Here is a 20,616-nt window from a genome sequence, read left to right on the forward strand (position 1 = left end):
GGTCCGTGGGTGCGAGAATGCGCGAGTGGATGTCGCGATCGGTCTGGTTGTCCTCATCGGCTCGGCGACCGCGCTGGCGGCGCTGGCGCGGCGATTCGGGGTGTCGGAACCTCTGGTGCTGACGTTGGCCGGGGTGGCCGCGTCGTATCTGCCGATGGTGCCGCAGGTGCACCTCGAACCGGAGGTGGTGCTGCTGGGGTTGCTGCCGCCGCTGCTCTACACCGCCGCGCTACGCACCTCGCTGGTCGATTTCAAGGACAACCTGCGCACCATCGCGTCGCTGTCGGTCGGTCTGGTGCTGTTCAGCACGTTCGCGGTAGCACTGGTGGTGTGGTGGTTGCTGCCGGTGCCGTTCGCGGCGGCGGTCGCGTTGGGTGCGGTGGTCGCTCCCCCGGACGCGGTGGCAGCGACCGCGGTGGCCCGACGCACGGGGATGCCGCGCAGCATCGTGACGGTGCTCGAGGACGAGTCGCTGTTCAACGACGCGACCGCGCTGGTGGCGTTGCGTTCGGCGATCGCGGCGATGGCCGGTGCGGTGACCGCGTGGCAGATCGGCGGCGATTTCCTGCTCGCGGCCGTCGGTGGTGGTGTCATCGGGGCCGTGGTGGCGGCGGCGTTGGCGATGTTGCGCCGGCGGATCACCGACCCGGTGCTCGATACCTCGGTGTCGCTGCTGGCCCCGTTCGTGGCGTATCTGCCCGCCGAGCACTTCCATGCCTCGGGCGTGATCGCGGTCGTGACGTGCGGAATGATCCTGGGCCACGGCGCGCAACGGTGGCAGGGCGCGGCCTCGCGGGTCGCCGAGACCACCAATTGGCGCACCATCCAGTTCATTCTGGAGAGCGCGGTGTTCTTGATCATCGGGTTGCAGGTGCGCTGGATCGTCGACGCCGCCTGGCACAGCGGGTTGGATCACGCCACGCTGGTCGTCGCGGCGGTGGGCGTACTGGCCGCGGTGATGCTGGCGCGCCCGGTGTGGGTGTTCACGCCCGTGCTGGTGGCCAGGCTGTTCGGGCGCGCGACCGAACCGTTGAGTCATGCGGCGGTGGTGTCGTGGGCGGGCATGCGCGGGGTGGTGACTTTGGCGGCGGTGTTGTTGCTGCCCGAATCGACACCGCAGTTGCCGGTGCTGGAACTGCTCGCCCTGGTGGTGGTCGGCGGCACGCTGCTGGTGCAGGGCAGTTCGCTGCCGTGGCTGGTGCGGTTGCTGCGGTTGCGAGGCCCCAGTCGCGAGGAAGACGCACTGGCCAAAGCTGATCTGCTGCAACAGGCTTCGACCGCCGGTCTGGCCGAACTCGACCGCAGTATCGGGCCCGACACTCCCGAACCGGTGATCGAATCGCTGCGACAGCGACTGATCTGGCGCTCCAACGCCGCCTGGGAACGGTTGGGCCGCCCGGAGGCCGAACTGGTGACACCGACCGCGGAGTACCGGCGCATACGGCTGGCGATGCTGGCCGCCGAACGCGATGCGGTGCTGGAGGTTCGCGACGCGGGGGCGGTGGATTACGAAGTCCTCCAACATGTGCTGGCCCGGCTCGACCTCGAGGAGTCGATGATCGACCGTTTCGACGAGAGCGACGACGATCGCCGCGCCGAACCGCTGTCCACCGCCGCCGGTGCGGTGGGGTGCGCCCATCTGGACGCCGCGCCGCTACTGGCGGAGCCGCCCGCCGGCGAGCTGGTGTGTCAGACGTGTCTGGACGAGGGTCTGCGCTGGGTGCATCTGCGAATGTGCACCGCCTGCGGGAACATCGGCTGCTGCGAGTCCTCGATCGGAGACCACGCGAGCGCCCATTTCCGCGACTCGGCGCATCCGGTGATGCGCAGTGTGGAGCCTGGGGAAGCTTGGCGATGGTGCTACATGGACCAACTGCTCGGCTAGCTCACCGACGTGGTCGTCAGCCGCGGTGGGAGTAGATCAGACGCGCGTATTCGGCGAGCAGGTGGTCGAGTTCGGTGGATTCGCCCGCGGCGGCGAGCTGTTGGTAGCCGATGATCATCGCCATGCCGAATTCGGTGACGACGGTGGCGGTGGCCGTGTCGTCGACGACACCGTCGATGACACGGTGCACGGTGCGCCGACGCGACTCGTCGACCCGCTTGACGGTGACGTGTACCGATTCGTCGTTGGCCGCCCAGGCGCGCAGCGCGGCTTCGGCGCCGTGTTCGAGTCCGCTGGCGAGCACCGACATCGCCCGCACGTCGGCGTCGGCGTCACCGTGGCCGACGTCGAGCGCGCGTAGCTCGACCATCTGACGGTTCTCCCAGTGTTCGAGCAGGGTGTCGACGAAGCCCTGCCAGGAGCCGAAGTGGTGATAGAACGAGCCGCTGGTGACGCCGAGGCGACGGCACAGCACCCCGATGTTGAGACCTTTGAAACCGAACTCTGCGAGCACCGCCACCGCGGTGTCGAAGTACTGCTCCTTGGTGACCACTCGGGACATCGCGATGCCGTTCTGTTCGTGCGGGCAGGGCCGAAGAATCCGAACAGTACCCCATCGTATCGAGCCCTCGCGCGTACATAACGTTGTCTACGCTGTGCTCCAACGGGCCGACCGAACAACGAAATACCAAGTGGCGGAACGAAATACGTGCACAAAGGCCCAAAAGCCCATCCGAATGGAATAGCAGAGCGGACGCTCTGTAAACTTTTGTTCATGCCGAGACCGCGTACCCACGACCCGGAGACCGTGCTGGACGCCGCCGAGAAGCTGGCAGCCGGCGCCGGACCCGCCGCTGTCACGGTGCGCGCGGTCGCCGCCGCAACCGGAGTATCCAATGGCGCGCTCTATCACACATTTCAGTCCCGCCAGGTTGTCCTGGCGCGCACGTGGTTACGCGCCGCGCACCGATTCCTCGCCCTCCAGTCGGCCGATATCGACCGCGCCGTCGCCGCGCCCGACCCCGAGACCCGCATCGACGCGGTCCTCGATGCCGCCGAGGCACCGGCGCGACTGGCCGAAAACCATCCCGACTCCGCGCGTCTGCTGCTGATCGTCGACCGCGCCGAACTGCTCGCCGGCGACATCGCGCCCGCACTGGCACAGGAGATCGCCGACACCGAGAAGGCCCTCGTCGCCGCGCTCAACCGGCTCGCGCGCGCCCTGTGGGGTCGCGCCGACCGGCGCGGCGTCGCCACCGTCACCACCTGCCTGGTAGACCTGCCCACCGCGTTGCTGCTGCGCCGCGACCGGCTCACCGACCCCCTGGCCCGCGCTCAGCTGCGTGCTGCCGTGCGTGCCGTCCTCGACCTCGGTCCCCACTGAAAAGGAAACAGTCCCATGCCCACACTGCGCCACCACGATTCGATCGCCGTGCTCGACCTCGGTGACGGCGAGAACCGCTTCTCCCCCGACTTCCTCGACGAGATGAACACCCACCTCGACGCGGTCGTCGCCGAGGGCGCGTCCGCGCTGGTGACCACCGCGACCGGCAAGATCTACTCCAACGGTCTCGACCTGGACTGGCTCTCGGCCAACGGTGACCGGGCCGCCGAATACGTCGCGGCGGTGCACACCCTGTTCGCCCGGGTCCTCACCCTGCCCATGCCGACGGTCGCCGCGATCGGCGGACACGCTTTCGGTGCGGGTGCGATGGTGGCGATGGCGCACGACTACCGGGTGATGCGCGCCGACCGTGGTTACTTCTGTTTCCCCGAGGCCGACATCCGCATCCCGTTCACCAACGGCATGGCCGCGCTCATCCAGGCCAAGACGACCCCCAAGACCGCCGTGGCCAGCATGACCACGGCCCGCCGCTTCGGCGGCCCCGACGCGCTGGCATTGGACCTCGTCGATGCCACCGCCGCGGAAAGCGAAGTCCTCGACACCGCACTGGCTTTGGTGGCGCCGCTGGGCGGCAAGGACCAGACCACGATGACAGCGATCAAATCCGTGATGTTCGCCGAAGTCCTCGACGCGCTCCGCAACCGGGACTGAACGGATCAGGGCAGCCGGGGGCCCTTGCCCAGGTAGATGTCGCCACGGTCATCGCCTGCCCAACCGCCCCCGGTGTAGTCGCCCAGCACGAAACACGCGTCGCAGAACTGCTTTCCGAACACCGTCAGGTAGATGCTGCGGTAGGAGCTGATGGCCCGCATCTTCACCGACTTGTAGGCCGCCTGCGCCGGTGGTTGCGCTTCCAGGAACGCGTAGCGGCGAAAGTCGGCGACCGGTTCGGTGGAGAAGCGGACCAGTCCGAGGCGACTGAGGTTGCCCAGGTAGTGGTGGTCGCGGTCGGGTAGCGCGCACCCGGCCATGGCGGCGATCATGTTGATGCCGTCGGCCAGCCGTTGCGAGCCGATCCCGAACGGCGCCTTGGTGCGGATGTCGATCGCGGGCTGCGGCCCGGCGACGGCCAAAAAGCGCAGGATCCGGGCTTCGTCGGGTGTCAGGTCGTGCAGGATCGGCACGAACGAGGGGTGCAGCTCACGCGGTTGCTGCGCGGAGTCCCAGCCCTCGGTGATCATCGCGTCGCCCATCGCCTTGAGATCCTCGGCGTCGACCTTGGTCTCGACCGGGCCGTAGACGCCGGTGGCGGTGCTGGTCAGACCGAGCGCGCTCAACGCCGCCCGACGAAACAGATCCACGCGCTCGTCGAAGATCTGCGATATCGGTTCGCCGGAACGGAGGTCGTCGACGAGATCGGTGGCGGTGTGCACAGCGCCCTTGGTCACCGCGCCGACGATGTGGCGCAACGACAATCCCGCGATCCGCGCCAAACCGAGCAGATCGGTCGGGATCCTGGGTTCGCGATCAGGGTTGGGCTCCATTGCTCACGCTCCGAAGATCAGCAGGTGCAGCGCACCGATGAAGGCACCGAGCACGCCACCGTGCAGATACAGCAGCCAGGCATCCTGTTCGATGGCGGTGTAGAGCATTTCGACGAACTCGTCGGGTGGAAGTTCGCGCAGTTTCTCGGTGGCGAGCCGGTCGACGCTGGCCGCGGTGGTCTGAGAGAACTCCACGTCCTCGACCAACCACGGCTTCATCTCGGTGGCCAGGCTCGCGCCCGCGGTGGCCTGGATGGCGTCGAAATGGCGGGGTCCGATCGCGAGCCGGGTCACCGACCGCAGCGGGCCCAGGATCCGGTCGATCTCGGCCTCGAGGAAATGGGCGATGACCGCACGCGTCTTGTCACCACTGGGCCCGTCGAGCAATTGCTCGGTGACGACATCGAGGGTGACGATCTGATACCCGATCGCATGCCCCAGATCCGCTGCCGCCTGGTACTGCCGTTTCGCGAATTTCGCGACCCCCCATGGATATCGGTAGCGCGGCTGCGGCACGGCGGGCTCGAACACCACCTTGATCGCGATGATGTTGACCAGCACACCCACCGTCGCGCCACCGGCGAGCACCCATGCCCACGCGGGCAGGAAATGCAGGATCTCGTAGAGCCAGCCGGGCAGCGAGATCACCGCGGGGGTGTCACCGTGGGGGGTGCTGTAGTGCAGCAACGACAACCACAGCGCCACGATCACCCCGAACGGGAATCCCAGCACCCCACTGCGGATCATGAACCGCAATTCCGGGGCGCCGAGCCCGTAGATCACGTCCTTGAGCAGTTCGGGCCTGCGCCGCAGGTAGCCCACGACCATCAGCTTCACGTCGAGGAGCTGGTCGATGTTCTCGCCGATGAAATCGAAGGCGCGATCGGTGATCGCGGGCAGCTCGGCCTCGACCCGCGTGTAGATGGCTTCGCGTGCGCGCGGCGGCATGTCGGCCCACAGGCGCGGATGCTCGGTGACCATGATCGAGTCGACCATCGAGCGGACGTTCGGCATCGCCACCAGCGCGACCTGCGCGGAGATCTTGCGCGGATCCATCTGGTCGAAGAAGTCCTTGGCGGTGCCGATCTTGGCGACCGCGTTGTCGACCATCAGGCTCGCCATCTTCTCCGAGCGGGCCGGAATGAAGCCTTGGAAGCCGAGGATGCCGCCGGGGGCGAAGGTCGGCAGGATCTGCACCTTGCGCGGCAGCAGCGGGAAGATCGTTTTCAGGCCCGGCACATAGAAGCCGGTGAACCGCACCGGCGCGAACAGCATGATCACCCCGGTCCAGTTGGTGATCAGACCGGCCATGGCACTGAAAATCGGGATGGTGATCATGTCGACCCAGAACTTGCTCAGACCGGTCGTCTTCTCCCAGTCCAGCAGGCCGAAGAAACCCGCCGCCTCGATCCCAGCATTCATCCGGCGTCCACTCCGTTGTGTGGCGAACATCGCGCGTACGGTCATCATAGGCGACCGAACTCCCCGGTCCGGGCAAGTTCCGCGGTTACCCGCTAAACCGGAGCAAACACCCGATCAAGACCAGACTCGGCGCTCTCACCACGCCCGCTCGAACGGCGATCGCCACGAACGTGGTGTCCACCAGCTGATTGGCGGCCGACACCTCCCCGAGGCTCCTGCGCGCGACGGCCGAAGACTCAGTGCGTGGTGTTGACCAGCAGCAAGTTGGTGTCGATGTCGTGAGTCACCTTGTTGGCCACCGAGCCCAGAAGACGTGCGGGACCGCTCATTCCACGGTTGCCGATCACGACGAGGTCGTATTTCCAGGCCGAGTTGCAGATTGCCTCCGCCGGGGGGACCCCGGTGAGGATGTCGCGTCCGAACAGTTCCGGGTCCTCGACCGCGATCTGACCTTCGACGTCGATCAGGATGTCGGCACCGTCGTCGTCGGTCTTGGCGGAAGTCACCAGGAACGGGCGCGCGCTCAAGGCCAGGGCCAGCTCGTAGCCGCGACGGACCGCGGTCAGCGAACTCGCCGATCCGTCGGTGGTGAGCCCGATGGTGGTCCAGCGTTTGGGGACCTTGTTGGTGAACACGACATCGGTCTGACTGTGGTGGGAGACGTAATTGGCTGTCGAGCCGAGCAGTCGCGCCTTGGAACTGCCCAGGCTGCCGCCACCGATCACGAGCAACGTGCCGGTTTCGCGTTCGGCGATCTCGAGCAGCAACGCCCCTGCCGTGCCGTCGAGTTCGGCGCGGGCGACCTCGGCCACACCGGCTTCGAGCAGGGCTTCGGCGGCCGCGCGGGTGTTGGCTTCGGCCCAGTCGGCGTCGGTGGCCGACTTGCGCCCCGCGTCCTTCCAAACACTCACCGCGGTGACCGCGACACCGAGGCGCACCGCGAACTCCCCCGCCACCGCTACCGCCGTCTGCGCGGCCTCCGAGCCGTTGGTTCCCACGACGATGCGCTGATAGCACCCCATGTGACGCTCTCCGATCGACGGCAGGTCAGCTGCGCTGTGGCCCACAGTATAAGCGCAGCACACTGCGGGCAACCGGTGCGGCCGTGCCCGTCCGCGAGGTTGCGGCCCTCACTCGCGCTGGGGCGCGGAGGGCAGCGACAGGCGTTTGAGGTGCAAAGCGTTGAGAGCGACGATCAGGCTCGACCCCGACATCGCCATCGCGGCGATCTCCGGGCGCATGGTCAGACCCCACGGGGCGAAGACACCGGCCGCGATGGGCAGGGCGATGCCGTTGTAACCGACTGCCCAACCCAGGTTCTGGCGTTCCTTGTGGACGGTGCCGCGGCCGATACGCAGGGCCGTCGACACCGCGTACGGGTCCGAGCGCATGAGCACCACGTCGGCGGTTTGGATGGCCACATCGGTGCCGGCGCCGATGGCGATACCGAGATCGGCGCGGGCCAGAGCGGGCGCGTCGTTCACCCCGTCGCCGACCATCGCGACCTTCTTGCCGGTGCGTTGCAGATCGGCGATCCGGTCGGCCTTGTCCTCGGGTAGGACATCGGCGATCACCGTGTCGATGCCGAGGTCGTGGGCGATGCGTTCGGCGGTGCCCGTGTTGTCACCGGTGAGCATGACCACGCCGACACCGAGGTCGTGCAGTGCCCGCACGGCGTCGGCCGAGGTCGGGCGTGGAGCGTCGGCCAGCGCGATCACCGCGTACGCGTGACCGTCGACGGCGACCAGGACGGCGGTGTGGCCCGAAGCCGCCAGCTCGTCACGGTGTTTCGCCAACTCGCCCAGCTCGATGTGGTCGGCCTCGAGCAGTCCGCGGTTGCCCACGATCACGTGCTGCCCGTCGACCGTGGCCGTCGCGCCGCGGCCGGCCACATTCTGGAACTCGGTGGCCGAAAGGGTGTCCGCACCATGGGCTTTCGCGTAGTCGACGATGGCCTCCGCGAGGGGATGCTCGGATTCGAGTTCCACCGCCGCGGCCAGTGCCAGCACCCGGTCGGTGTCCACGCCGGGCGCGGTGATCACGTCGGTGACTTCGGGTGCGCCCTTGGTGAGGGTGCCGGTCTTGTCCATCACCACCACGTCGATGCGCGCCGCGTCCTCCAGCGCCGTCGCGTTCTTGAACAGCACACCACGTGTGGCGCCGAGACCGGTGCCGACCATGATCGCCGTGGGTGTCGCCAAACCGAGCGCGTCCGGACAGGTCACCACCACCACGGTGATCGCGAACAACAGTGCTGTGCTCAGCGAAGCCCCGACGAGCAACCACACCGCCAGGGTGGTCAGGCTGCCCAGCAGCGCGACCAGGGTGAGCCAGAACGCGGCCCGATCGGCCAGCCGCTGACCCGGGGCCTTCGAATTCTGTGCCTGCTGCACCAATTCGACGATCTGAGCCAGAGCGGTGTCGGACCCGACTTTGGTGGCCCGCACTCGCAGGCTGCCGGTGGTGTTGATGGTCGCGCCGATCACCGCCGAACCCGGCTGTTTGAGCACCGGCATGCTCTCACCGGTCACCATCGACTCGTCGACCTCGCTCGACCCGTCCACCACGATGCCGTCGACGGCGATCTTCGCGCCGGGCCGCACCAGCAGCACCTCACCGACCCGCACGTCGGCGGTCGGCACCCGCACTTCCTGACCGTCGCGCAGCACAACGGCTTTCGGCGGCGACAGATCCAGCAGACTCGTCACCGCGTCGCCGGCACCGCTGCGCGCCCGCATCTCGAACCAGTGACCCAGCAGCACGAACGTCGCCAGCATCGTGGAGGCTTCGTAGAACACCTCACCGCCGCCGGTGAACGTCACATACAGCGAATACAGCCATCCCGTCCCGATACCCACCGAGACCAGCACCATCATGTCGAGGGTGTGGGCCTTCAATGCCGCCAACGCCCCGGTGAAGAAGATCGTCGAGGAGTAGAAGATCACCGGCAAGCTCAGCACGAGCATCCAGAGGTCGGCGCGCATCCCGAACGGGACGGGCAGGTGCAGGCCGAGCATGTGGGTGGCCATCGGCGACCAGAGCATCACCAGGGTGGAGAAGACCAGCGCGACGAGGAACCGGTTCCGCATGTCGCGAGCCATGTCGTCCATCGACATCGACGCGTGCCCGCCGTGTGTGTGCCCACCCCCGTGCTCGGCTCGGGGCTGATCCCGCGTCGGCGCGCGATGACTCGGGGACTCGCCATGCGGTGGCATCGCAGGCGGCGCGTGGCCGACCACGGAATCGGTGGACTGCTCGGGTGCGGTGGCGGATTCGGCACCGTACGTGGTGGGCCGTGTGCGGGTGGTCGGCTCGCTCGCCGGGTCGCAGACGTGGGTCGGGACCGAGCGCCCCGCGCAGTGATAGCCACAGTCGCGGACCCAGGTGCGCAGGTCGGCGACCGATGTTCGGGTGGGGTCGTAGGTGACAGTGACGGTTTGGGCGACCGGATTGGGGTCGACAGCGATGACGCCTGGCCGGTGGCGCAAACCGTTGGCCAGTATCCCGTGGGAGCTGGCGCGCAGTTGCCCGCCCACGTGCAGGACGGTTGTGGCGGAGGCCGGTTGATCCTGCGGGTCGGGCATCGCCGCTCCTGTCGCCGGTCGTGCACACGACGCGACAGCGCCCCGCGCTTCACTTCTCGGCGACTCTACCGGCAGCGGGTCACAGGTCGGCGCAGGTCACCGCGGCATCAGGAAGGCCCTCGCCGCGCTGACCCGCGATCGTGTCAGAGACCGACGCCAAGGAGCGCGTCGACGGCGGCGCGGATCAGGGCGGGCGCTTCGGTGTCGGCGCCGCCGTAGGCGATGGCCTGTTCGGCCCAGTTGTCGATCGCGTCGAGTGCCTTCGGGGTGTCGAGGTCGTCGGCCAGGTGCTGCCGCAGCCGGGCGACGGTGTCGGTGGCCGAGGGGCCAGAGGCCAGCGACACGGCTTCACGCCAGCGGTCGAGGCGGTGCTGCGCGGCCGTGAGCACCTCGTCGGTCCACATGCGATCGGCGCGGTAGTGACCGGCGAGCAGGCCGAGGCGGATCGCGGCAGGGTCGACACCGGCGCGGCGCAGCTTCGACACGAGAACGAGGTTGCCCCGGGACTTCGACATCTTCTCGCCGTCCAGGCCGATCAGGCCGGCGTGCACGTAGTGGCGGGCGAAGCGGCGGGCGCCGGTGATGGCCTCGGCGTGCGCGGCGGAGTACTCGTGGTGGGGGTACATCAGGTCCGAGCCGCCACCCTGGATGTCGAACTCGGCGCCGATGCGGTTGAGCGCGATCGCCGCACACTCGATGTGCCAGCCGGGCCTGCCCGCGCCGAAAGGCGCCTCCCACGACGGTTCACCGGGGCGTTCGGCCCGCCAGAGCAGCGCGTCGATGATGTCGCGTTTGCCCGGCCGGTCCGGGTCGCCGCCACGTTCGGCGAACAGCGTCTCCATGGTGGCGCGGTCGTAGCCGGATTCGTAGCCGAACTGATCGGTGGCGTCGGTGCGGAAGTAGATGTCGGGGTATTCGGCATCGTCGACGATGTAGGCGGCGCCTGCGGCGAGCAACTTCTGCACCAGCTCCACCACCTCTTCCACCGATTCGATGGCGCCGATGTAGTGGCGCGGGGGCAGCACCTGGAGTGCGGCCATGTCTTCGCGGAACAGGTCGATCTCGCGGCTGCCGAGGTCGCGCCAGTCGATACCGTCGCGCTCGGCGCGCTCGAACAGCGGGTCGTCGACGTCGGTGACGTTCTGCACGTAGTGCACGTCGTGGCCCGCGTCGCGCCAGATCCGGTTGACCAGGTCGAACGTCAGGTAGGTGGCGGCGTGACCGAGGTGGGTGGCGTCATAGGGCGTGATGCCGCAGACGTACATCTTCGCGGTCTCGCCGGGGGTGACCGGGCGGATCTGACGGTCGGCGGTGTCGTACAAACGCAACGGCGGCCCTGTTCCGGGGACTGTCGGCAGGGCGATATCGGACCAGGACTGCATGTCTTCGAGGGTAGAGCCCCTGTCGAGGTGCTCGGCTCGCGGCCCGGCCCATGGGGTTGCTCGCGGCGTCGCGGTACGGCCCGCTACCTGCACACAAACGTGTCACGGCGGCCGCGTCAAGGTTTGCGCTCGAGCAGATCCGCTGGTCACGGGGGTAGCGGGGCGAATCGGGCGTGTCGTGCCCAGTGTGCGGTCCCCCCTGGGCGAACGGTTGCCATCGCGATCATTGTCACAGTCCACAATTCACAAAACATCCCTATTGATCCCTATAAGTACCTCCGTTTACGGTTGTTTCATGACAGATCGTCTCTATTCGGTGGAGCAGGTCGCCGAACTGCTCGGACTGCATGTCCGCACCGTGCGCAGTTATGTGCGCGACGGCAAACTGCCCGCCGCGCGCATCGGCAAGCAGTACCGCATCACCCACGAAGACCTCGAGACGTTCACCGGACTGCCGATCACCACACCGCAGACGACACCGCGTCGCCATGCCGAGTCCTCCTCCATCGTCGAGATCGACGACATCGACCGCGCCACCGTCGACCGGATCACCACCCTGCTCACCGCCACCGCCGGGACCCGAGGCGGCGGCGGTCAGCCGATGCGCGTGGAAACCAGCTACGACCCGGCCCGGCACCGCCTCAAAGTGATCCTGCTCGGCAGCCTCGCCGACAGTTCCCGCCTGCTCGACTACCTGGACGGAATCCTGCGCTCATGATCTACAAATCCGACGAAGGCCGACGGCGCGTCGAGCAGCGTTACCGCGAACACCTCGACGCCTGGCCGGTTCCACGCGAGGAAGTGCGGATCGACACCGGCATCGGCGAAACGTTCGTCGTGGCCTCCGGGCCGGTGCACGCACCGCCGCTGGTCGTACTGCACGGCTCAGGAGCCAACGCGAGCACCTGGCGCGCCGACATCGCGGACTGGTCGAGAAGTTTCCGCGTGTACGCGGTGGATCTGCCCGGCGAACCCGGCTTCAGCGCCCCCACCCGGCTGGCCTTGGACAGCGATGCGACCGCGAACTGGCTCGACGAGGTCGTCGACGGACTCGGCCTCGACACCGTGGCGCTGGTCGGCATGTCACTGGGTGGGTGGACCGCACTCGATTACGTCCTGCGCAGACCGGGTCGGGTCACGACGTTGGTTCTGCTGTGCCCGGGAGGACTGGGCAAGCACCGCTACGGCTGGCTCGTGAAGGCGATCGGGCTGCGGATGATCGGCAGGCACAGCGTGCGCGACATGGCACGCCTCGGCCTCGGCCTCGATGGGGCGCAAGCGGATCCGATCATCGACGACATCGAATTGACGTTCACCCATTTCTCGCCCCGCCCCGGAAAACTGCCCATGTTCCGCGACGAACAACTACGCGAAGTGGACATCCCGGTCCTGATAATCATCGGCGAACGCGACGCCCTGTTCGACTCCGCACGCACCGCCGAACGCGCCCGTGCCTTCACCCGAGGCGAGGTGCGGCTCTTGCCCGGAGCCGGGCACGCGCTGGTGAATCAGACTGCTGCGATCGGCGAATTCGTGCTCTCGCACGCGGGATGAGACTTCGGTGCCACCGCTCCCCGACGTGCGGCGACACCGAACATGTTCACATCACAGTTCGCGGCACTGCATCTGCGCCGCGTCCGGGCCGAGCTGCTGGGTCGCGTAGTACGCCGCGCCAACCTCGTTGCCGGCCTTCACCGTAACGTCGGGCAGCGGCGCACCGGCCTGGTTGGTGGACGAACACACGTAGGTCTTCTCAGCCCACCAGCCGGCGGGGAACGCCTGCGCGGGCGCGGCCACAGCAGCGGCAGCACCGGTGAGCAGCAACGCGGCCGCGGAGGCGGTGACGATAGAACGGGTCGACATAGGTTTCCTCAGATCTCACGGGGATAACGAAAGTGCTTGGAGCACACTAGCACCGGCGCTGACCAGGCAACAGAGCCTCGGACACCGTGAGAAACACCAGCTACACCCGCGGTGAGCGGACCTCAGTCGACCTGATAGCGCAGCAGCATCACCGTTTCGAAGCGCCGCGTCTCGACCAATCGCAGCCCGATCCGCTGGTCCAGTGCCGGGAACATCGGTGTGCCACCACCGAGCACTATCGGCGAGACGTACAGCTGGTACTCGTCGATGAGCCCGTGTGGCATCAGCGCGGACGCGAGGCTCGCACCCCCGACCTCCATGACGCCGTCGCCCTCGGCCTTGATCCTGCGGACCTCCTCGACCGCGTTCTCGCTGACCAGGGTGCTGTTCCAGTGGACCTCGGTGAGCGTGCGGGAGAAGACGACCTTGGGTGTGCGGGTCCAGAGTTCGCCGAACTCGCGCTGGATGGGCGGGGCGTCCTCGGGCACGTGCGGCCAGTACTCGGCCATCAGCTCGTAGAGCCTGCGACCGTTCAGCGCGATCTCGAGCCCGCGGAATCTGTCGTTGTGGTACTGGTGCAGCTCGTCGTCGGGGTCGGTCCAGTCGATTCTGCCGTCGCGGTCGTTGACGTAACCGTCGACCGACACGCCGAACCCGTAGATCAGTTTCCTCATGACCGTGTAGACCTCCTTCGCGCTCGAAACTCATCGGCCCTCACCTCGACGTTTCGGACACTACGGGAAGGTGTCCGACCGGATCCGTCAGGCGACACCGAGCACGAGCGCGGCACCCTCTCATCCGACTGAGGCTTCGGTGATCAGATACACCACGAGATCGCGGGGCAGACCGTGGGTGTCGTGCAGGTAGTGGTAGTCGCCGTCGGTCAAGGGTCCGCTGAAACGACGGTGGGACAAGACCTTTCGCCCGCGCTGGAGCAGCAGACCGAATTTGTGTTCCTCCTCGACCAGCAGGGTGCGCACGTCCTGGGAGCGCACGGATTGCCGGAAGTGCCCGAGGGTGTGGTCCACCAGCTCGATCGGCAGGTCGGTCAGGGTGCGGGTCGGATCGTCGCGCCACACCGTGGTGAGGGTGCGGCGGATCAAACGCCGCAGGATGTGACCACGCCCCGACGGGGACGGGGTGACCCCGTCGCCGAGGATGACGATGCTCGATCGCAGATGGTCCGACAGCACGCGCAGCGACCGATCATCGAGCGGGCCCCAGATTCGGGGCAGGGTGGTCAGCCAGGGCTCGAACAGGTCGATCTCGAAGACGGACCGAGTGTTCCGCAGGATTCGCACCAGCCGTTCCAGCCCCAGCCCGGTGTCGACGCAGGGTCGTCGCATCGGTTCGAGGCTGCCGTCAGGATGGCGCAGGTAGCGCATCATGACGTGATTCCACACCTCCACCCACCGGTCATCGGTCATCGGTGTGCCCTGCGGCATGTCACCGCCGGTCCAGACGAAGATCTCGGAGTCGGGCCCGCACAGGCCGGTCGGGCCGTTGGACCACCAGTTCTCGTCGACGGTCGGTTCGACCGGCAGACCCAGCTCGTCCCAAGTGCGCCAGGACTCGTGGTCGGGCCCGACATGGTCGTCACCGCCGAACACCGTGACGTGCATTCGGTTCGGGTCGATACCGAAGCCGTCACGCAGCAGTTCCACTCCCCACCGCAGGCTCTGCGGGCCGCTGTAGTCGCCGAGTGACCACGATCCGAGCATCTCGAACACGGTGAGATGGGTGTCGTCACCGACCTCGTCGAGATCGGTGGTGCGCAAGCATCGCTGCAACCCGGTGAGTCGCCGGCCCAGCGGGTGGGGCCGGCCGCTCAGATACGGGGTCAACGGGTGCATCCCGGAGCTGGTGAACAGCACCGGATCCCCCGGCGAGGGGATGAGCGATCCGCCCGGTGTGAGTTCGTGCCCGCGTTCGCGGAAATAGTCGAGGAAGGTCTGAACGGTCTGGTCTGTGGTGATCATGGTGGTTGCTCCATCGAGGTGACATCGACCGGAAGCGGCCACCATGACGAACAGCGACAAGACCGACGCACGCCAGCGGACCGTTTCCGGTCGCCGGCGTGGGAGAGAAGGTCAGGCGGCAGCGACCGGCGAGCTGAGAGCTCGTGCGGTCGCGGCAGCGATTCGTGAATCGACCTTCATGGCTGCAATGTAGCAACCGGGCCGGGCGGAGCACGACCGATTATCGGCTCCGGACCTGCTGTCAGAAAGCGGGCCAGGGGATCGGACGCGAAGAGTTCGGGATCGGCATCACCGGGTGATCCAGCAAGGCCTTCGCCCGTTCGGCCAGGGCGGTGATCTCGGCGTCGGTGATGTGGATGGCCAGCGAATCGGCCACGGCGCCGGGCAGATTCGCGGCGAAGGTGGTGATGTCGGGGATCAGCGACTCGTGCACCGGCCGCCCCGCCCAGCCCCACAGCACGGTGCGCAGCTTCGGTTCGGCGTGTAAGCAGATGCCGTGGTCGACGCCGTAGACCTGCCCGTCGACACCTTCGAGCGCGTGCCCGCCTTTGCGATCGGCGTTGTTGAGCAACAGATCCAGCACCGCCATCCGCTGCAGGCGCGGATCGTCGGCGTGGATGAGCGAGACCTCGTTGCCCTGCTCGTCGAGCGCGCGCAGCACTTCGCAGAATCCCTCGGGCACGGTTCCCGGCGTGCACAGATCGACCAGGTCGAGGCGCTGACGGGCGTCGGTGCGGTTATCGACCGAGGTGACCCAGCGCTGCACCATGCCCGGCCCCAGCGGCCCGTCGCGCAGCACCGTTTCCGGGATCACGCCCCAGCCGAGGTGTTCGGAGATCAGATACGACGCGACTTCGCGGCCCGCGAGGGTGCCGTCGGGAAAGTCCCACAGCGGCCGTTCACCACGCACCGGCTTGTACACCACCCGCAGCGGGGCACCGTCGGGTTCGGGTGCGGCGATCTCACACACCAGCGTGAGGTTGCTGGCGACGCCGATCCGGCCGACGATGTCGAGGTCACCTTCGGTGAGTACCGGCACAGGAGATCACTCCTCTTCGAGCTCAGCAGCGCCGAAGATCTCGCCGCGCTTGTACCCGTTGGTGCGCACACACATGTGCCCCCGCGAGGACAGCGGTTCCCCGCACAGCGGGCACGGTGGGCGGCCCGCCGCGATCACCCGCGCCGACCGCAACGCGAACTCGCGTGCCTGGATGGGGGTCAGGAAAACCCGCACCGCGTCGGGGCCTTCGTCGGTGTCGTCGAGCACCACCGATTCGTCGACCTCGGTCTCGGTGATCGCGAGCAACTCGACCACCACGGCGTTGGCGTCGGAATCCCAGCCCAGACCCATGGTGCCGACCCGGAATTCGGTGTCGATGGGGGTGACCAGCGGCGCGACATCGCGCACGTCCTCACCTTCGGGTGGCACCTCGGCGCCGAAGCGGCGCGCTACCTCGTCGAGCAGCAGACCCATCCGGTCGGCGAGCACCTTCACCTGCTGCTTCTCGAGCAGCACGCTCACCACCAGCGGCTCCTGCACAGCCTGCAGGTAGAACGAACGATCGCCCGGTTCACCGACGGTCCCGGCGACGAAACGATCGGGGGTGCGAAATACATGGATTGCGCGTGACACATGCACCTCCTGATACGTGACCCTGATCGACACTCACGAACACACTCCTCTAAGGAGAATCGCGGTGCCCCGCATTCCCATTATCCGCGTTCGCGGCCGCAGGTACCTCTCCACCGGGTGTCGGTGTCGTCGGTGCGGCCGCGGCCAGCGCGGAAAGATCGGCGCCGGTGTCGTTGAACTTCCACACCGACGGCCCGTGTGGGCTGTAGCGGACGACGCTGATCGAGGCCGGTTCCACCGCGATCCGCTGAAAGCTGTCCAGGTGCAGGCCGAGAGCGTCGGCCAGGATCGATTTGATGACGTCGCCGTGCGCGCACGCCACCCACAGCACATCCCGGCCCGCTTTCTCGGCCAGGGTGCGTTCGATGTCGCGGATCGCGGCGACCGCGCGCTGCTGGACCTGGGCCAGCCCTTCCCCACCGGGGAACACCGCGCCCGAGGCGTGACCCTGCACGATCCGCCACAGCGGTTCGGTGACCAGTTCGGCGATCGGGCGCCCGGTCCAGTCGCCGTAGTCGACCTCGATGAGGCGTTCGTCGTGGTCGGGTTCGAGACCGAGTTTCTCGGCCAGCGGCGCCACGGTGCGCTGGCAGCGCAGCAGCGGTGAGCTGGCGATGTGTTCGATCGGCAGCATCGCGAGCCGGTCGGCCACCGCGGCGGCCTGTTCGGTGCCGCGCTCGGTGAGTTCGACACCGGGGGCGCGGCCCGCGAGGGTGCGCGCGGTGTTGGAGGTGGACACTCCGTGCCGGAGCAGGATCACCGTCATGGGACCAGCCTAACCATGGGTCGGGGTCGGGATCAGGTGGCGGAGACGACGCCGGCGGCCAGCAGGCCCAGCATCGTGATACCGAGGATGATCCGGTAACCGACGAACCAGTAGAACGAATGCTTGCCGACGAACTTCAGCAGCCACGCCACCGAGGCATACCCAACGACGAACGCCACCACGGTGGCGACCAGCAACTGCGGCCCACTGGCATTGAGGCCCTCACCTGCCGGTTCGAACGCGTCGGGCAGGCTGAACAGGCCCGATGCCGTTACCGCGGGGATGGCCAGCAGGAACGAGAACCGCACGGCCGCTTCGCGCTTCAGGCCCAGGAACAGACCCGCGGTGGAGGTGGCGCCGGAGCGGGACACGCCGGGAATCAGCGCGAGGCATTGGGCCAGGCCCATGAGGATGCCGTCGCGGGTCGTGAGCTGTTCGATCGGACGTTCCTTCTTGCCGAAGTACTCACCCGCGGCGATCACCAGAGCGAATGCGACCAGCATGAACGAGACCAACCACAAGTTGCGGGCACCGGTGCGGATCTCGTCTTTGAACAGGTATCCCAACACCCCGATCGGGATGGTGGCGATGATCACGTACCAGCCGATGCGGTAGTCGAGTTCGCGCTGGGTGTCGCGTTCGTGCGCGTCACGGGCACTGCGGTCCATCACCGGCAGCTTCGTGGTGACCCGGTCGCCCACCGCGACCTCGCGCTGGGACCGTTCGCGCCAGCGCATCCCGAGCGTGGTGAACCAGGCGACGAGGATGCGCCAGATGTCCTTGGCGAAGTACACCAGCACCGCTGCCTCGGTTCCGAGCTGGGTGACCGCGGTGAACGACGCACCCGCGTCGTCACCGAAGAACACGCCCGACACGATGCGCAGGTGCGCCGAGGACGAGATCGGCAGGAACTCGGTGAGTCCCTGCACCAATCCGAGTACCAATGCCTGGAACCAGGTCATCGACTCGCCCAACACGTCCTCCTGCTGACTCGCGCCCGAAAGACGGCGTCCTCCTGGGCTTTTCCTTCACCTGTGGCTGTGACCGCCACGATCTCGCAGCGACCCTACCCGTCGTCGCGGTCGGTCGTCGCCCGCCCGTCACCGAGATCGCGTTCTGCCGCGCCGTGGCACGGGTCGCCGAGCGAGGCAGCGGTGGTGCGCGCATTAGGCTGTCGCCGTGACGAATGCGCGGGCGCGGTGATGGAACAGCGAACGGTGGGACGCAGCGGACTTCGGGTGTCGCGGATCGGGTTGGCGACCCATACCTGGGGGACACATACCGATGCCGACGAGGCATCGGTGCAGTTGGCGGCGTTCACCGAGGCCGGTGGCACGCTCGTCGACCTCTCGCCCGTCTACGGCGAGGGAGCGGCGCAGCGGATCCTGGCGGACCTGCTCGGCGACCTGGTGTCGCGTGACGAATTGGTGCTCAGCGGCAGCGCGGGTGTGGTGATGCACGCGCCCGGCGCCGGGGTCGGCGACTCGGTGCCCGCGCCCGCGGCGATGGGCCCGGTGGTCGACGCGTCGCGACGCACGCTGCTCAAACAACTCGATCGGACCCTGCTCGAACTGGGCACCGACCATCTCGACATCTGGAGCATCGCCGCCTGGGATCCGTACACCCCGCTCGATGAGGTCGCGGCGACCCTCGAGACCGCGGTGCGGACCGGCCGCACCCGGTACGCGGGGGTGCGTGGCTTCGCGGCGTGGCAGTTGGCGAGTCTGGCCGCGATCGCACCGATCAGCGCCGCGCAGACGCCGTATTCGCTGCTCGCGCGTGGTACCGAGAGCGATGTGATTCCCGCCGCCCGCCACCACGGGGTGGGCGTCATCGCGTCGGCGCCGCTGGCGGGTGGAATCCTGACCGGCAAGTATCGCGACGGTGTCCCCGCGGATTCGCGGGGTGCCGACGAGGCGACCGCGGCCGAGATCCGGCGCAGGCTCGACGACGATCGCGCGACCAGAGTGGTCGACGCGCTGGTCACCGCCGCCGACGGGCTGGGCACGTCACCGTTGGCGGTGGCGCTGGCCTGGATCCGGGATCGGCCGGGCATAACGAGCATGATCGTCGGTGCCCGCGATATCGGTCAGCTCACCGGTGTGCTGGCCGCCGAAACCCTCGAGTTGCCGCGGGCGATCGCGGCGGCACTGGACGATGTGAGCGCCCGTTCCGAATGATGGCTAGCCTTACCTGCATGAAACTGCGTGGTGTGCTGACGGCGATGCTCGCGGCGACGGTGCTGACCGGCGCCGTCGCTTGCACCGGAAGCAATCCTGCATCGACTGCCAACTCCGGTGGGCCGGTGACAGCCCAGCTCGCCGACCTCGACCCCGTGCCGATCGGATCCGCGCCGAGTCCGCGGTTGCCGGTGACGGTGAAGTCCCATGACGGCACCGACGTGACCATCGCCGACACCTCGCGGATCATCGCCGTCGACCGGTACGGCACCCTCGCCCAAACCGTGTGGGCCCTCGGACTGGGCGCGAACCTCGTCGGTCGCAGCACCTCGGCGTCGTTCCCCGCCGTCGCGTCCGTGCCCAATGTGGCCGGCGGCAACGGCAGCCTCAGCGTCGAAGCGGTCCTGAACCTGCGCCCGTCGGTATTCCTCACCGACACCACCAGCGCAGCCCCGGCCGTACGCGAGCAGCTCCGCGCGGCCGGGGTGACCGTCGTCTACTTCGACCCCGATCGCAGCATGGACGGTGTCGTCCCGCAGATCGAGGCGGTGGCCACCGCGCTGGGCGTTCCCGAAGCGGGCAAGCAGCTCGGCGCGCGCACCCACGACGAAATCGCCGCCGCGACCGCCCGCGTGCCCGAGCAGGATCCACAGCCCAAGATCGCCTTCCTGTACCTGCGCAGCGCCGCGATCACCATGATCGCCGGGCGCGGCTCGGGCGCTGATTCGCTGATCACCGCGATCGGTGGCGTGGACGCGGGCACCGCCTCCGGGGTGAACGAACCGTTCGTGTCCATCACCAGCGAGGCCATGATCGCCGCCGCCCCCGATGTGTTGCTGGTGATGTCGGACGGGCTGAAATCGGTGGGCGGGGTCGAGGGACTGGAGAAGGTGCCCGGTATCGCCCAGACTCCGGCGGGCCGCAATCGACGCGTGGTCGACATGTCCGACGCGGTGATCCTCAGTTTCGGTCCCAACACCGGCCGCGTCGTCTCCGCGCTGTCCGACGCCGTCTACGGCAAATCGGCATGAGC

The 20,616-nt window shown here is 67.8% G+C and carries 20 protein-coding genes; 7 read left to right on the forward strand and 13 right to left on the reverse strand.

Features of this window, described 5'->3' with window-relative positions; all coding sequences use genetic code 11:
* Positions 1-25 precede the first annotated feature (25 nt).
* Positions 26-1,885, forward strand: a complete 1,860-nt coding sequence (locus ACFULV_RS03580) for a Na+/H+ antiporter (protein WP_378652724.1) — start codon at positions 26-28, stop codon at positions 1,883-1,885.
* A 16-nt stretch (positions 1,886-1,901) separates the two neighbouring features.
* On the opposite strand, the gene ACFULV_RS03585 is transcribed toward ACFULV_RS03580, so the two are convergent.
* Positions 1,902-2,447 carry a TetR/AcrR family transcriptional regulator gene (locus tag ACFULV_RS03585; protein ID WP_378629092.1) on the reverse strand — a complete coding sequence of 182 codons (546 nt, stop codon included), beginning with the start codon at positions 2,445-2,447 and terminating at the stop codon, positions 1,902-1,904.
* A gap of 213 nt (positions 2,448-2,660) precedes the next feature.
* Between ACFULV_RS03585 and ACFULV_RS03590 the strand changes: the two genes are divergently transcribed.
* Entirely contained in the window at positions 2,661-3,269 is a 609-nt protein-coding gene (locus ACFULV_RS03590; protein ID WP_378652727.1) for a TetR family transcriptional regulator, read from the forward strand.
* Positions 3,270-3,284: 15 nt separating this feature from the next.
* Positions 3,285-3,941, forward strand: coding sequence for an enoyl-CoA hydratase-related protein (locus ACFULV_RS03595; protein WP_378629090.1), 657 nt, complete (start codon positions 3,285-3,287; stop codon positions 3,939-3,941).
* Between the two features lie 5 nt (positions 3,942-3,946).
* Here the strand turns inward: ACFULV_RS03595 and ACFULV_RS03600 are convergent, their stop codons facing one another.
* The 5 genes from ACFULV_RS03600 to mshC all read right to left on the reverse strand — a co-directional run bounded on the left by ACFULV_RS03600 (position 3,947) and on the right by mshC (position 11,162).
* On the reverse strand, positions 3,947-4,774 hold the full coding sequence (locus ACFULV_RS03600) for an Abi-alpha family protein (protein WP_378629089.1): 828 nt from the start codon (positions 4,772-4,774) through the stop codon (positions 3,947-3,949).
* A gap of 3 nt (positions 4,775-4,777) precedes the next feature.
* Positions 4,778-6,196 carry a hypothetical protein gene (locus ACFULV_RS03605; protein ID WP_378629088.1) on the reverse strand — a complete coding sequence of 473 codons (1,419 nt, stop codon included), beginning with the start codon at positions 6,194-6,196 and terminating at the stop codon, positions 4,778-4,780.
* Positions 6,197-6,432: 236 nt separating this feature from the next.
* On the reverse strand, positions 6,433-7,218 hold the full coding sequence (locus tag ACFULV_RS03610) for a universal stress protein (protein WP_378652729.1): 786 nt from the start codon (positions 7,216-7,218) through the stop codon (positions 6,433-6,435).
* A gap of 108 nt (positions 7,219-7,326) precedes the next feature.
* Positions 7,327-9,780, reverse strand: coding sequence for a heavy metal translocating P-type ATPase (locus ACFULV_RS03615; RefSeq protein ID WP_378652731.1), 2,454 nt, complete (start codon positions 9,778-9,780; stop codon positions 7,327-7,329).
* Between the two features lie 143 nt (positions 9,781-9,923).
* Positions 9,924-11,162: a cysteine--1-D-myo-inosityl 2-amino-2-deoxy-alpha-D-glucopyranoside ligase gene (gene mshC, locus ACFULV_RS03620; protein ID WP_378652732.1), complete on the reverse strand. Its 1,239-nt coding sequence runs from the start codon at positions 11,160-11,162 to the stop codon at positions 9,924-9,926.
* 295 nt (positions 11,163-11,457) lie between these two features.
* On the opposite strand from mshC, the gene ACFULV_RS03625 reads away from it, so the two are divergent.
* Positions 11,458-11,880, forward strand: coding sequence for a helix-turn-helix domain-containing protein (locus tag ACFULV_RS03625; protein ID WP_378652735.1), 423 nt, complete (start codon positions 11,458-11,460; stop codon positions 11,878-11,880).
* A complete protein-coding gene (locus ACFULV_RS03630) occupies positions 11,877-12,716 on the forward strand; it encodes an alpha/beta fold hydrolase (RefSeq protein ID WP_378652739.1) in 840 nt (279 codons plus the stop codon). Before ACFULV_RS03625 ends, ACFULV_RS03630 begins: the two co-directional genes overlap by 4 nt.
* Positions 12,717-12,767: 51 nt before the next feature.
* On the opposite strand, the gene ACFULV_RS03635 is transcribed toward ACFULV_RS03630, so the two are convergent.
* The 7 genes from ACFULV_RS03635 to ACFULV_RS03665 all read right to left on the reverse strand — a co-directional run bounded on the left by ACFULV_RS03635 (position 12,768) and on the right by ACFULV_RS03665 (position 18,377).
* Entirely contained in the window at positions 12,768-13,025 is a 258-nt protein-coding gene (locus tag ACFULV_RS03635; RefSeq protein ID WP_194828263.1) for a hypothetical protein, read from the reverse strand.
* A 122-nt stretch (positions 13,026-13,147) separates the two neighbouring features.
* On the reverse strand, positions 13,148-13,699 hold the full coding sequence (locus ACFULV_RS03640) for a dihydrofolate reductase family protein (protein ID WP_378652742.1): 552 nt from the start codon (positions 13,697-13,699) through the stop codon (positions 13,148-13,150).
* Between the two features lie 120 nt (positions 13,700-13,819).
* Positions 13,820-15,004 (reverse strand): alanine--tRNA ligase-related protein, encoded by a 1,185-nt coding sequence (locus ACFULV_RS03645; RefSeq protein ID WP_378652744.1) that lies wholly within the window; start codon positions 15,002-15,004, stop codon positions 13,820-13,822.
* Between the two features lie 241 nt (positions 15,005-15,245).
* The gene (locus ACFULV_RS03650; RefSeq protein WP_378629078.1) at positions 15,246-16,043 is read right to left on the reverse strand and encodes an SCO1664 family protein; all 798 of its coding nucleotides are present in this window, start codon (positions 16,041-16,043) and stop codon (positions 15,246-15,248) included.
* A gap of 6 nt (positions 16,044-16,049) precedes the next feature.
* Positions 16,050-16,637, reverse strand: a complete 588-nt coding sequence (locus tag ACFULV_RS03655; protein WP_056820470.1) for a DUF3090 domain-containing protein — start codon at positions 16,635-16,637, stop codon at positions 16,050-16,052.
* Positions 16,638-16,686: 49 nt separating this feature from the next.
* Positions 16,687-17,403 (reverse strand): histidine phosphatase family protein, encoded by a 717-nt coding sequence (locus ACFULV_RS03660; RefSeq protein WP_378652746.1) that lies wholly within the window; start codon positions 17,401-17,403, stop codon positions 16,687-16,689.
* 32 nt (positions 17,404-17,435) lie between these two features.
* The gene (locus ACFULV_RS03665; protein ID WP_378629074.1) at positions 17,436-18,377 is read right to left on the reverse strand and encodes an undecaprenyl-diphosphate phosphatase; all 942 of its coding nucleotides are present in this window, start codon (positions 18,375-18,377) and stop codon (positions 17,436-17,438) included.
* Between the two features lie 228 nt (positions 18,378-18,605).
* Between ACFULV_RS03665 and ACFULV_RS03670 the strand changes: the two genes are divergently transcribed.
* Both ACFULV_RS03670 and ACFULV_RS03675 read left to right on the forward strand, forming a co-directional pair.
* Entirely contained in the window at positions 18,606-19,583 is a 978-nt protein-coding gene (locus ACFULV_RS03670; RefSeq protein WP_378652749.1) for an aldo/keto reductase, read from the forward strand.
* Positions 19,584-19,600: 17 nt separating this feature from the next.
* The gene (locus ACFULV_RS03675; protein ID WP_378652751.1) at positions 19,601-20,614 is read left to right on the forward strand and encodes a hemin ABC transporter substrate-binding protein; all 1,014 of its coding nucleotides are present in this window, start codon (positions 19,601-19,603) and stop codon (positions 20,612-20,614) included.
* Positions 20,615-20,616 lie beyond the last annotated feature (2 nt).

The organism is Nocardia sp. NPDC057272 (assembly GCF_042668615.1).
Classification (GTDB): Bacteria; Actinomycetota; Actinomycetes; order Mycobacteriales; family Mycobacteriaceae; genus Nocardia.